This window comes from Paracidovorax anthurii, assembly GCF_003269065.1.
GTDB classification, from domain to species: domain Bacteria; phylum Pseudomonadota; class Gammaproteobacteria; order Burkholderiales; family Burkholderiaceae_C; genus Paracidovorax; species Paracidovorax anthurii.
The window spans coordinates 110,035-122,615 of sequence record NZ_QLTA01000003.1; the positions used below are offsets into that span (position 1 = coordinate 110,035).

General features: G+C 71.9%; 10 protein-coding genes. 4 read left to right on the top strand and 6 right to left on the bottom strand.

Annotated elements, in window-relative coordinates:
* Positions 1–185 precede the first annotated feature (185 nt).
* Positions 186–1,037 carry an IclR family transcriptional regulator domain-containing protein gene (locus tag AX018_RS02635; protein WP_245951400.1) on the top strand — a complete coding sequence of 284 codons (852 nt, stop codon included), beginning with the start codon at positions 186–188 and terminating at the stop codon, positions 1,035–1,037.
* 247 nt (positions 1,038–1,284) lie between these two features.
* On the opposite strand, the gene mtgA is transcribed toward AX018_RS02635, so the two are convergent.
* The 4 genes from mtgA to AX018_RS02655 form a co-directional block, all read right to left on the bottom strand.
* Positions 1,285–2,019, bottom strand: a complete 735-nt coding sequence (gene mtgA, locus AX018_RS02640; RefSeq protein WP_111875766.1) for a monofunctional biosynthetic peptidoglycan transglycosylase — start codon at positions 2,017–2,019, stop codon at positions 1,285–1,287.
* A 76-nt stretch (positions 2,020–2,095) separates the two neighbouring features.
* Positions 2,096–2,941 carry a shikimate dehydrogenase gene (gene aroE, locus AX018_RS02645; RefSeq protein WP_111875767.1) on the bottom strand — a complete coding sequence of 282 codons (846 nt, stop codon included), beginning with the start codon at positions 2,939–2,941 and terminating at the stop codon, positions 2,096–2,098.
* Between the two features lie 55 nt (positions 2,942–2,996).
* Positions 2,997–3,857 (bottom strand): energy transducer TonB, encoded by an 861-nt coding sequence (locus AX018_RS02650; RefSeq protein ID WP_111875768.1) that lies wholly within the window; start codon positions 3,855–3,857, stop codon positions 2,997–2,999.
* 9 nt (positions 3,858–3,866) lie between these two features.
* Entirely contained in the window at positions 3,867–5,954 is a 2,088-nt protein-coding gene (locus tag AX018_RS02655; RefSeq protein ID WP_111875769.1) for a ribonuclease catalytic domain-containing protein, read from the bottom strand.
* A gap of 180 nt (positions 5,955–6,134) precedes the next feature.
* Between AX018_RS02655 and AX018_RS02660 the strand changes: the two genes are divergently transcribed.
* Positions 6,135–7,715 carry a Wzy polymerase domain-containing protein gene (locus AX018_RS02660; protein WP_245951401.1) on the top strand — a complete coding sequence of 527 codons (1,581 nt, stop codon included), beginning with the start codon at positions 6,135–6,137 and terminating at the stop codon, positions 7,713–7,715.
* Between the two features lie 36 nt (positions 7,716–7,751).
* Here the strand turns inward: AX018_RS02660 and AX018_RS02665 are convergent, their stop codons facing one another.
* Complete coding sequence (locus tag AX018_RS02665) at positions 7,752–8,345, bottom strand: YqiA/YcfP family alpha/beta fold hydrolase (RefSeq protein ID WP_111875771.1); 594 nt, start codon at positions 8,343–8,345, stop codon at positions 7,752–7,754.
* Positions 8,346–8,417: 72 nt separating this feature from the next.
* On the opposite strand from AX018_RS02665, the gene rodA reads away from it, so the two are divergent.
* Positions 8,418–9,584: a rod shape-determining protein RodA gene (gene rodA / locus AX018_RS02670; protein WP_111875772.1), complete on the top strand. Its 1,167-nt coding sequence runs from the start codon at positions 8,418–8,420 to the stop codon at positions 9,582–9,584.
* Between the two features lie 22 nt (positions 9,585–9,606).
* On the opposite strand, the gene AX018_RS02675 is transcribed toward rodA, so the two are convergent.
* On the bottom strand, positions 9,607–10,971 hold the full coding sequence (locus AX018_RS02675) for an amidase (RefSeq protein WP_111875773.1): 1,365 nt from the start codon (positions 10,969–10,971) through the stop codon (positions 9,607–9,609).
* 135 nt (positions 10,972–11,106) lie between these two features.
* Between AX018_RS02675 and tldD the strand changes: the two genes are divergently transcribed.
* Positions 11,107–12,567 carry a metalloprotease TldD gene (tldD, locus tag AX018_RS02680; RefSeq protein WP_111875774.1) on the top strand — a complete coding sequence of 487 codons (1,461 nt, stop codon included), beginning with the start codon at positions 11,107–11,109 and terminating at the stop codon, positions 12,565–12,567.
* The last annotated feature ends 14 nt before the right edge of the window (positions 12,568–12,581 follow it).

Consider the following 12,581-nt stretch of genomic DNA (forward strand, 5'->3'; position numbering starts at 1 on the left):
CTGCTTCCGGGAACCAAAAGGGTATGGAAAAACATGCACAGCCATCCAGACCGATCCAGTTGCGAGCGCGCCACGCCGCGGAGCGTGCTTTTCCATGCCCTTCTTCCGCGTGCGCCCGCGATGCCCATGCGCACCTCCCTTCGACCCGTGCCTTCCGCGGCCCCCACTTCCACTGAGAGAACACCATGAGTACCGAAGTCCGTTCCGTGCAACGTGCGCTGTTGATCCTGCGCGTCATGAACGAGCGCTCCACCTGGAGCCTGCAGGAGCTGCACCAGCGCACCGGTCTTGCCAAATCCACGCTCCACCGCCTGCTGGGCACGCTGGAGTACGAGAAATACGTGCGCAGCGATCCGCATGCCTATGGCCAGTACCAGCTCACGCTCGCCGTGGGCAACCTGAGCAGCGGCGTGAACGAGAAACTGCGCCTGGCCGAGCTGGCCGCGCCGATGATGATCTCCGCCACGCGCCAGATCAAATGGCCGCTGTCGCTCGCCGTCATCGACGGCCACCAGATGCGCGTGGTGTTCTGCACCATGCCCTACAGCCCCTACGCCATCCGCCCGTCGAGCCTGGGCCGGCGCTACGACCTGATCCCCTCGGCCCTGGGGCGCGCCTACCTCGCGCACTGCAGCCGCGCCGAGCGCCGCATCCTGGTGGAGGCCGCCAACACCCACGGCGAGCCGCACCAGAAGATCACCGACATGTGGGCGCTGCGCCGGATGGTGCAGGAGACGCGCCGCCAGGGCTATGCGATCCGCTATGCGCGCAACAGCTCCGAGAGCACGGCCTTCGCGGTGCCGGTGTTCGGCGGCGGGGTGCTGCGCGGCGCGCTGGTGTACTCCACCTTCGCGAGCCAGATGGACGACCGCATGCTCAAGCGCTTCCTCTCGCTGGTGCAGTCCACCGCCTCGCGCATCGGTGAGGAGGCCGCGGGCTCCCAGCAGGCCGGCGGCGCGCCCGTGCCGCCGCCGCTCGCCACGCCCATCCTGCAGCTGGCGGGCCTGTCCGCGGCGGCGCATCCGGTTGCGGCTTGAGGGTCTGAGGCAACCCCCTGTGGCGCTGCGCGCCTTCCCCCTTCTCTCACAGCGCTGCGCGCTGTGAGAGAAGGGGGACGACGCCGGTGGCCGGGCCAGGCCCGCTCCATGGCGTCCGCTGGCGTGGCCTGCTCCGCGGCCATCTGACAGGTGGCGCGGCGCCGGTTTCTTGGGCTCGGGGCGATGCCATGGCCGACCGATGCCGGGCAGGGGTCAAGGTGCCCGGGTGGGCTCCAGAGTGCGCGGCTCAGGGCAGCTCGGCGCTCGCCATGCGGCCCAGGATCACCCGGGTGCGGCCTGACAGGTAGGCCGAGTCCGGGTTTTTCTCGAAACGCCTGGGCGCGGGCAGCATCACCGCCAGGCGGGCGGCCTCCGCGGCGCTGAGCTGCGAGGCGCTCTTGCGGAAATAGCGCTGCGCGGCGGCCTCGGCGCCGAACACGCCCTCGCCCCATTCGACGCTGTTGAGGTAGATCTCCAGGATGCGCTCCTTGCTGAGCAATTGCTCCAGCGCCAGCGTGAGCACGAACTCCTGGCCCTTGCGCAGCAGCGTGCGCTCGCCCGAGAGCAGCAGGTTCTTGGCGAGCTGCTGCGTGATGGTGGAGCCGCCCCGGATCTTCGCCGGGCGCACCGTGCGCCCGGGCCGGGCCTCCTGCAGCCGGGCCGTCTGCGCCTCGGCGCGCGCATTGCGCTCCCAGGCCTTCTCGATCGCGTTCCAGTCCACGCCGTCGTGGTTCGCGAACCCGTCGTCCTCCGAGGCGATCACCGCGCGCTTGAGCGTGTCGGCGATGCGGCCGTAGGGCACCCACTCCTGCCGCCAGCGCAGGCCGTCGCCGCCCGCTATCCGGGCCCAGGCCTCGGAGCGCTGGAAGCTCGTGGACTGCGGGTCGATCACCGCCATCGCGGCGATGCGCGCGATGAAGAAGACCTGCAGCGCCACGCAGGCCAGCAGCACGCAGCCGATCCAGCGCAGCAGGGCTTTCATGGGCGGCCTTCCGCCAGGCCCGTGGTGCCGGTGGTGCCTCCCCGGCGGAAAGGCGCGAAGCGGCCCCGGGGGTGGCTCATGCCTGCGCGCGCAGTTCCTGCAGCACCTGCGCCGCCGGAGGGCGCACGCCGCGCCAGATCGCGAACGCCTCGGCGGCCTGCTCCACCAGCATGCCCAGCCCGTCGCGCGGCACCGCCCCGTGGGCGCGCGCCCAGTCCATGAAGCCCTGGGCGGCAGGGCCGTACATCATGTCGTAGGCCAGCGCGCCGGGGCGCAGCACCTCGCCCGGCACGGGCACGCCGTCTCCGGCGAGGCTGCTGGCCGTGGCGTTGATGATCACATCGAAATCGCCCGCATGTCGCCGTATCGGCTGGGCTTCTAGCTCTGTTTTTTGTAGCGCCGCGAGGTCGGCGTGCGCCTGCACCAGCGCCTCGGCGCGGGCCTGCGTGCGGTTCACCACCACCACGCGGCGCGGGGCCTGCTGCAGCAGCGGCGCGAGCACCCCGGCCGCGGCGCCGCCCGCGCCCACCAGCAGCACGTCGCGGCCCGCGAGCGGCACGCCCGCGTTGCGCACGATGTCGGCCACCAGGCCCATGCCGTCGGTGTTGTCGGCATGGATGGCGCCATCGGGCCCGAAGCGCAGCGTGTTGGCCGCCCCGGCGCGCCGCACGCGGTCGCTGGCCTGGGTGGCGAGCCGGGCGGCATCGTGCTTGAACGGCACCGTCACGTTGCAGCCGCGCCCGCCCGCCGCCGCGAAGTCCGCGAGCGCCGCGGCGAAGCCGTCCAGCGGCACCAGCCGGCGCGTGTAGGCCATGCGCTCGCCCGTGAGTTCGGCGAAGCGCGCATGGATCCAGGGCGAGCGGCTGTGCTCCACGGGGTGGCCCATCACGCAGTAGGCGTCCGGCTCGGAAGGAGTCGTCATGTCGGAGAGGAAAGCTGCAGCGAAAGAAAGGAGGGAGGGACGGCGGCCGTGCGCGTCAGCGCACGCTGGTTTCCAGGGTCTGCTCGCGCGTGAACTTGAAGCGCGACACCACCGCGATCTGGTCGGCCTTGGCGCGCATGGCCGGGTCGAAGCTGCCGAACGGCCCGGCGGCGCGCGCGATGGCCTGCGCGCGCTGGTCCAGCAGGCGGTTGCCCGAGCCCTGCACCACCTCGGTGTCGAGCACGCGGCCGTCGTGGTTCACGGTCACGATCATGGTCAGCTCGCCGTAGAGCTTCTTGCCCGCCTGCTCGGGAAAGCTCTCCGTGCCCTTGTCCTCGATCCTGCGGCGCAGCGCGTCGTAATAGACGGCGTACACCTCCTCGCGCGTGGCGGGGCTGATGTAGCGCTTCTTGGGCCGCGAGTTTTCCTCGTTGATGCGCTTCTCGATCTCCGCGAGCAGCTTCAGGAGCTGGCGGCGCTTTTCCTCCTGCTGTTCCTGGTCGGCGTTCTGGCTCGGGTCGCGCGGATCGGGCACGGGCATGGTGGCGAGCTGCTTGCGCAGCTGCGCGAGCAGCTGGTTCTGCTGCTCCTGCATGGCGTCGAGCTTGCGCTGCGCCTCCTCGAAATCCTCGCCCACGTGGGTGATGGCGGAATAGGGCAGGGGGCTGGTCGCGCGGCCCTTCTCCGCATCGCCGCCGCCCGCCAGGGACGACTGGGCGATGGCCTGGGCCTTGTCGGGGCGCTCGTTCGACTTCGCGTTCACCAGGATCACCTCCAGCGGCGTGTCCTGGAAGACGCGGTTGAAGCCTTCCGGGTCGATGAAGCGCACCGACAGCAGCGCCGCGTGCACGGCCACCGAGATCGCGAGCGCGATCTGCAGCGTGCTGAACCGTCGGAGGAGGGCGGGGCGTGTCACGGCGGCCGATTATGCGGGCTGGGGCGCCGCGCCGGCCGTACCGCCGGCCGCCTCCGCCTCGTTCACGTCCACCGCGATGGCGATGGGGCCGGCCACGGCCTCCTCGTCGTCCTCGGCGCCGTCCTCCGCGGCCGGCGGCAGGCCGGCGGGGCTGTCCAGCCGCTCGACGACCGTGCCGTTCACGTCCAGGGTGATGTCGTCGATCTCGCCGAGCTTCACCCGCACGCGCGCGCCGCGCGGCAGGCCCTGCGCGCCCAGCACGGGCAGCACCAGCGGCAGGGTTTCGGCGCGCACCAGGAAGCTGCCGCCCGCACCTTCCTTGATCACGCTGGCCTCGATCTCCGCGATGCCGTTCTGCCGCAGATACTGCAGCGTCCAGAAGCGCTCCATGCCGGCCTGGTAGCCGTTGTAGGCGCCGTAGGCCGCGTCGAAGCTGCTGATGATCGAGAACAGGTCCGCGTCCTTGGGCTTGAACGGCGCGGCCAGCGCGGCGGTCTTGCCGTGGCGCACGCAGGCGATGATCTGCCACTGGTTCACCAGATCGACGTAGCGGCGCAGCGGCGAGGTGGCCCAGGCATAGCTCTTCACGCCGATGCCCGCGTGCGGCAGGGCCTTGGTGCCCATGCGCACCTTCATGCCGGGCGCGAGGCTCGCCTGGCTGCGATAGATGCCTGGCACGCCGTGCTCGGCCAGCAGGCCGCCCCAGGTGCTGTTGGCCACGATGGCGGCTTCGGCCACGATCAGGTCCAGCGGCGCGCCGCGGCGGCGCGTGGTGATGCCCACCGTCTCGGTGCCGGCCGGCTCGCCGCCCACGGGCACCCCCGCGAGGCGGAAGTTGTAGTCGGGCCGGTTGAAGGTCTCGGGCTTGCCGCGGACCACTTCGCGCTGCGCCTTCAGCTTCTGCGCGAGGCGATACAAAAACGATAGCTGCTCACGTCGATCCGACAGCGACTCCGGCGTGTTTTCGACCTCAACCGACGGGTCCTGCAGCCAGGCTTCGGTGACGATGTGGTCGAGCTGGTCGTGGCGCAGGTTCACGGCCACGGGCACGCGTTCGAGCTTCGTCTCGGTGCCGGTGATCTCCAGCGTGGCCTCGTCGATGGTCGCGTAGAGCGACACGGCCGGGTTGGCGCGCCCCTCGTCCAGCGTGTAGATCTTCACCACCTCGTCGGGCAGCATGGTGATCTTGTAGCCCGGCATATAGACGGTGGAGAGCCGCTGGCGGCCGAGCTGGTCGAGCGGCGTGCCCGGCACGATGGCCAGGCCCGGCGCCGCGATGTGGATGCCAAGCACCACGGTGCCGGTGCCCAGGCCCTGCACCGAGAGTGCGTCGTCGATCTCGGTGGTCTGCGAATCGTCGATCGAATAGGCCTGCACGGGCGCGAGCGGCAGGTCGGCCGGCGGCTGCGGCGCCACGAGGGCCGGGAAGCCCGTGCCCTTGGGGAAGTTGTCGAACAGGAAGCGCTTCCAGTGGAACTGGTAGGGCGAATCGATCGCGCCGGCCTGCGTGAGCAGGTCCAGCGGCGCCTTGTGCGTGGCGCGGCTGGCTTCCACCACGGCCTTGTATTCGGGCGCGTTCTTGTCGGGCCGGAAGAGGATCTTGTAGAGCTGCTCGCGGATGGGCTGCGGGCACTCGCCGCGCCCGAGCTGGCCGGCCCAGTCCTCGATCTGCTGCTGGAGGAGCTTTTTCTTCTCGATGGCGGCCAGCGCCTGCTGGAGGATCTCGGCCGGCGCCTTCTTGAAGCGGCCCTTGCCCGCGCGGCGGAAATAGTGCGGTGCCTCGTAGAGCGCGAACAGCGCGCCGGCCTGCTGGACCAGCGTGGCGTTCTCGGAGAAATAGTCGCGGGCGAGGTCGGCGAAGCCGAATTCGTCCTCGGGCGCGAACTCCCAGGCCAGGGGCAGCTCGATGGTCGCGGCCAGGGCCTGGCCCTCGCGCAGCAGGTCGGCGGGGGCGGGCTTCTCGAACTTGAGCAGGATGTGGGCGGCCTTCACCTTCACCCGCTTGCCCGAATCCAACTCGATCTGGGCCGAGCTTTCGGCCTCGGACAGGATGCGGCCGGCGAGGAACTTGCCGGCTTCTTCAAACAGTGCGTGCATGGGCGGGATTGTCCCATGGGGCGCGGCCGGGCCGGCCCGGCGGCCCCCGCCGCACCGCCCGCGCCCCTATGATCTGGCGCTTTCGCGTGCCACGGCGCCGCGCCGGGGCGTGCACTCCCCGAGCGGTGGCGCCCCGCCATCTCCCCCGGCTTTTTTCCTCCGATGACCGCGCACCTTCCCATGTCCAGGGCCGTACCGATGGCCATCGCCTGCCTCGCCATCCCGGCCATCGCGCTGCCGTTCCTCTATGGCTACACGGCGTCGCCGCTCTCGAATTTCTGGCCCCTGCTCGTGTCGGGCCTGTGCGCCCTGGCAGTGGCGGCGGTTTTCGTGGGCGCCTGGGCGCGCCAGCCGGCCGGCGCGGCGGGGGAGGGCTTGCGGCACCGCGCGGCCGGGCTGGTGGCGGCCGGGGTGCTGCTCGCGGCGCTGGCGGCCTCCGTCGTGGGCCTGGCCCAGTTCTTCTGGGGCGATCCGGGCTGGGCGCCGTGGGTCCACCCGTCCTCGCCCGGGGTCGCCATGGGCAACCTGCGCCAGCGCAACCAGCAGGCCACGCTGCTGTGCATGGGCGTGTGGGCGCTGGCATGGTGGGTGGCCCGGCTGCGCACGGACCCGCCGGCGCAGGCCCCGCGCGGCATGCGGCCCGCTTCGGTGGGCCTGGGCATGCTGGCGGCCTGGGCGCTCATGCTGCTGGCCGCCGCCGCGGCGGCCACGGCCTCGCGCACCGGGGCGCTCGAATGGGGCGTCCTGCTGGTCCTGCTGCTGCTCTGGCGCCGCGCGATGGGCACGTCCGCACTCGCCATGGGCGTGGTGGGCATCGCGCTGTACGCGGCCCTCGGGTGGCTGCTGCCCATCCTGCTGGAGCGCTGGACGGGCTTCACCATCGACGGCCTCTTCACCCGGTTCTCGGCCGAGGGGCACCCGTGCGACAACCGCCGCGTGCTCTGGGCCAACGTGCTGCACCTGATCGCGCAGCGGCCGTGGACCGGCTGGGGCTGGGGCGAGCTGGCCTATGCCCACTATTCCACGGAGTTCCCGGGCACGCGCTTTTGCCTGCTGGTGGACAACGCGCACAACCTGCCGCTGCACCTGGCGGTGGAACTGGGCCTGCCCTTCGCCCTGGCCGCATGCGGGCTCGGGCTCTGGCTGGCATGGCGCGCCAAGCCCTGGCGCGAGACCGAACCCGCGCGGCAGCTCGCCTGGGGCCTGCTCGCCCTCATCGGCGTGCACAGCCTGCTGGAATTTCCTCTTTGGTACGGGCCGTTCCAGCTGGCCGCCGCCTGCGCGCTCGCGCTGCTCTGGCCCGGTCTCTGGAGGGCTTCGGCGCGCGCGCGCGGCGCGCTGTTGTGCGCGGCGGCCCTGGCGGGCGGCCTCGCGGCGGGCGGCGCGTGGCTGGCCGTGCGCGACTACCACCGCGTATCCCAGCTTTACCGCCCCGTGGACCAGCGCGATCCGGCCTTGCGCGACGACACCACGCGGCGCGTGGCGGAATCCATCCTCTTTTTCCGCGACACGCTCGATTTCGCCGTCCTCACCACCACCCCGCCCACGCGGGCCAATGCCGAGCGCGTGCACGCGATGGCCCTGCGCATCGTGCACTACTCGCCCGAGCCGCGCGTGATCGAGGCCCTGATCGAGAGCGCCCTGCTGCTGGGGCGCAAGGACGAGGCGGCGTTCCACATGCGGCGCTACCGGGCGGCCTATCCGCAGGAGTACGGTATCTGGGCGAGGAAGGGCATGGGGCGGGTGTCCCCCGCGCCGTGAAGTCCGCCGGCGGGCCCGCTGGCGGACGACGGGGCGTCAGCCCAGCCCGCAGAACGCCGTCACCGTGCCCAGGTGCTGCGCGAAATCGCTCAGCGCGTGGTCGCCCCCTTCCAGCAGCAGCACCTGCGCGTGGGCGTAGCGCTGCGCCATCTCCCGCCAGTCCAGCAGCTCGTCGCCCTTGGCGATGATGGCCAGTTCCGGCCCGGCCGGCGGCTGGCCGCGCGTGTCCAGCGCGCGCAGCTCGGCGATGTATCCGGGGTGAAAGTAGAACGACTCGGCCGGGTCGTGCCAGGACGTCTGCTCGCCGATGTAGCGCTCCAGGTCGCGGGCCGGGTCCACGGCGGGGTTCAGCAGCACGCTCGCGCAGCCGGGTTTTTGCTGCGCCACCCAACTGGCGTAGAAGCCCCCGAGGGACGAGCCCACCACCGCCATGCGGCCTGCGGGCCAGTCCGCGATGCCCTGCGCGACCCGCGCCATCGCCTCGCGCGGCGAGGGCGGCAACTGCGGGCACCAGAAGCGCACGTCCGGCCGGTGCGCGGCCACCCAGTCCGCCATCTGCACGGCCTTGGCCGAGCGGGGCGACGAGCGGAAGCCGTGCAGATAGAGCAGGTGGGTGGTGGCGTGCGGCATGGCGCGGCGGGCGTGGGGGGACGGGGCATTGTGCCGCGCCGCCCGAGGGCGGGCCGCCGATAATGTCGCCCCATGTCCGCCGTCTTCGACAAGCCATCCCTGCCGCAGCGCATCCTGCCCCTGTTCCGGGGCTTCGACTGGCCGCTCATCGCGGTGCTGCTGCTGCTCTCGGCGACGGGCCTGGTGGCGATGTACTCCTCGGGCTACGACCACGGCACGCGGTTCTACGACCATGGGCGCAACATGGTCCTCGCGGCCGGCATCCTGTTCGTCGTCGCGCAGATCCCGCCGCAGCGGCTCATGGCCCTGGCCGTGCCGCTCTATGCCGCGGGCGTGGCCCTGCTCGTGGCGGTGGCGCTCTTCGGCATCATCAAGAAGGGCGCGCAGCGCTGGATCAACGTGGGGATCGTGATCCAGCCGAGCGAGATCCTCAAGATCGCCATGCCGCTCATGCTGGCCTGGTGGTTCCAGAAGCGCGAAGGGCAATTGCGCCCGCTGGATTTCGTGGTGGCCGGCGTGCTGTTGGCCGTGCCCGTGGGGCTCATCATGAAGCAGCCCGATCTGGGCACCTCGCTGCTGGTGCTGGCCGCCGGGCTTTCGGTGATCTTCTTCGCCGGCCTGCCGTGGCGGCTGGTGCTACCGCCCGTCATCCTGGGGGGCATCGGCATCATGCTCATCGTGTGGTTCGAGCCGCAGCTGTGCGCCGACGGCGTGCGCTGGCCCGTGCTGCACGACTACCAGCAGCAGCGCATCTGCACGCTGCTCGACCCCACGCGCGATCCGCTCGGCAAGGGCTTCCACATCATCCAGGGCATGATCGCCATCGGCTCGGGCGGCATCTGGGGCAAGGGCTTCATGGCCGGCACGCAGACCCACCTGGAATTCATTCCCGAGCGCACCACCGACTTCATCTTCGCCGCGTACTCCGAGGAGTTCGGCCTGGCCGGCAACCTTTTCCTGATCGTCTGCCTGCTGCTGCTGGTGTGGCGCGGGCTGGCCATCGCGCTGGGCTCTTCCACGCTCTTCGGGCGCCTCATGGCCGGGGCGGTGTCGATGATCTTCTTCACCTATGCCTTCGTGAACATGGGCATGGTGAGCGGCATCCTGCCCGTGGTGGGCGTGCCGCTGCCGTTCATCAGCTACGGCGGCACGGCCATGGTCACGCTGGGGCTGGCGCTGGGCGTGCTGATGTCCATCGCCCGGGCCCAGCGCCATCCGCTGGCCGAGCGCGGCGGATGATTCCCGCGCGGCGCGGGATGCCTCATCCGGCCGCGCGCAGGCAGTCCTCGACGGCGCGGCCCACCTGCAGCACCCGGGCGTCCGCGCCGTGCAGCCCGGCCACCGACAGGCCCACGGGCAGCTCGCCAGGGGCCTCGCAGGGAAGGGTCAGCGCACAGCCGTCCAGGAAGTTGATGACGGAGGGGTTGCGCAGCACCAGGGCGTTGGTGGCGAAGAAGCGCGCGTCGTCGTGCTCCAGCTCGGCCCGCCGGGGCGCGCGGATCGCCACCGTCGGCATGAGCCAGGCATCGAGGTGGCCCAGGCGCTCGCGCGCGGTGGACTGCAGCCGGGCGCGGGCGTCCTGCACGTCGATGTAATCCGCCGCCGAGAGGGCCTCGCCCCGGCGGGTGCGCTGCGCGACGCGGGGGTCGTAGCGCCGTGCCACCACCGGGTCCGCGAGGCGCGCCCGGTGCACCTGCCATGCCTCGGCGGCGATGAGCCCGCCCGCCGCGTTGATCTGCGGCAGGGCCTGCAGCTCGGCGAAGCCCACGCGCTCGATGCGCGCCCCGGCGGCCGAGAGCCGCCGCACCGCGCGGTCGAAGGCGGCGGCTACCTCCGGTTCCAGGCCGTCCATGACGAAGTCTTCCGTGATGCCCAGCCGCAGGCCGGCGAGGGGCGCGGCGCGCGTCTCCAGGGCGTCGCCGCCGAGCGCCGCGTCCAGGATCGCGCAGCAATCCACGCTGCGCGCCAGGGGCCCGGCCGAATCCAGGCTGCGCGAGAGCGGGTAGGCGCCCGCGAGCGGCACCCGCCGCGCCGTCGGCTTGAAGCCCGTGAGCCCGCAGAACGCCGAGGGGATGCGGATGGAGCCGCCCGTGTCGGTGCCCAGCGCGGCGACGGCGAGGTCCCATGCCACCGTGGCCGCCGCGCCGGAGCTCGACCCGCCGGTGATGCGCGCGGCGTCGTGCGGGTGGGCCGGCGTGCCATGGTGCGGGTTGAGCCCCAGGCCGGAGAACGCGAACTCGCTCATGTTCGTGCGGCCCAGCAGGATCGCGCCCGCCGCGCGCAGCCGCGCCACGGCGGGCGCGTCGGCCGTGGCGGCGGGCTGGCCGTCCAGCACCGAGGCCCCCGCCCGGGTCACCTGCCCCCGGACATCGAAAAGGTCTTTCACCGACACCGGCAGCCCCGCGAGCGGCGAGGGCACGTGGCCTGCCGCCCGCGCCAGATCGCTGGCGCGCGCCGCCCGGCGGGCGGCCTCCGCGTCCACTTCGCCGATGTAGGCGGCGCCCCCGGCGGCCCGATGGGCCGCGATGCGCTCCAGCGCCCCTTCGACCAGGGCTTCGCTCGTGGTCGCTCCGCGGGTCAGGGCCTGGGCGAGGTCACGGATGGGGGGCAGGGCGAGGGCGGGCATGCGGGTGGACTCCTGGAGCGGTGAAGGGAAAAGGCGCGAAGCGCATTCTTGCAGGCCGAAAGAGAGGCCACGCCGCCGGGCGGGATGTGCGCGGGCAGAGCGGCACATGCCGGCCGGGGCTTCTAGAATCCGCCCATGATCTCCCGCGAACCGACCATCGAACGCCTGTCCATCGCCCGCCAGCTCCTGCTGGAGCCCTTCGGCCTGGACGAAACCCACCTCGCGCGCGCGCTGGCCGACATCCGGGCGCACCGGGTCGACGACGCCGACCTGTACTTCCAGTACACGCGCAGCGAAGGCTGGAGCCTGGAGGAGGGCATCGTCAAGACGGGCTCCTTCAGCATCGACCAGGGCGTGGGCGTGCGCGCGGTGAGCGGCGAGAAGACGGCGTTCGCCTATTCCGACGACATCTCCGAGGCGTCCCTGCGCGATGCCGCCCGCACGGTGCGGTCGATTGCCTCCGCGGCCCAGGACGGGCGCGCGAAGGTGTCCCTCAAGAAGATCGCGAGCAGCCGCTCGCTCTACCCCGGCACGGACCCGATCGCCACGCTGGACAGCACCGCCAAGGTGGCGCTGCTGGAAAAGGTGGAGCAGCTGGCGCGCGCCAAGGACCCGCGCGTGGCGCAGGTGATGGCGGGGCTGGCGGGCGAGTACGACGTGGTGCTGGTTGCGCGCGCCGATGGCACGCTGGCCGCCGACGTGCGCCCGCTCGTGCGCCTGTCGGTGACGGTGATCGCCGAGCAGGGCGGCCGCCGCGAGGTGGGCTCGGCCGGCGGCGGCGGGCGCTTCGGCCTCGCCTATTTCGATGACGCGCAGATCCGCCAGTACGTGGACGAGGCCGTGAACGCGGCGCTGGTCAACCTGGAGTCGCGCCCGGCCCCGGCCGGCGAGATGACCGTGGTGCTCGGGCCCGGCTGGCCCGGCGTGCTGCTGCACGAGGCCGTGGGCCACGGGCTGGAGGGCGATTTCAACCGCAAGGGGTCGAGCGCCTTCAGCGGCCGCATCGGCCAGCGCGTGGCCGCCAAGGGCGTCACGGTGCTCGACGACGGCACCCTCGCCGACCGGCGCGGCTCGCTCAACGTGGACGACGAGGGCCACGCGAGCCAGCGCAACGTGCTCATCGAGGACGGCATCCTCAAGGGCTACATCCAGGACGCGATGAACGCGCGCCTCATGGGCGTGGCGCCCACCGGCAACGGCCGCCGCGAGAGCTACGCGCACATTCCCATGCCGCGCATGACCAACACCTACATGCTGGGCGGCGACAAGGACCCGGCCGAGATCGTGGCGAGCATCAAGCGCGGCCTCTACGCCACCAATTTCGGTGGCGGGCAGGTGGACATCACCAGCGGCAAGTTCGTGTTCTCCGCCAGCGAGGCCTACTGGGTCGAGGACGGCAAGATCCTCTACCCCGTCAAGGGCGCCACCATCGTGGGCAGCGGCCCCGAATCGCTCAAGAAGGTCACCATGATCGGCAACGACATGCGCCTGGACAGCGGCGTGGGCACCTGCGGCAAGGAGGGCCAGAGCGTGCCCGTGGGTGTGGGCCAGCCCACGCTGCGCATCGACGGTCTGACCGTCGGCGGCACCGCCTGAGTCGCTGTCACGCG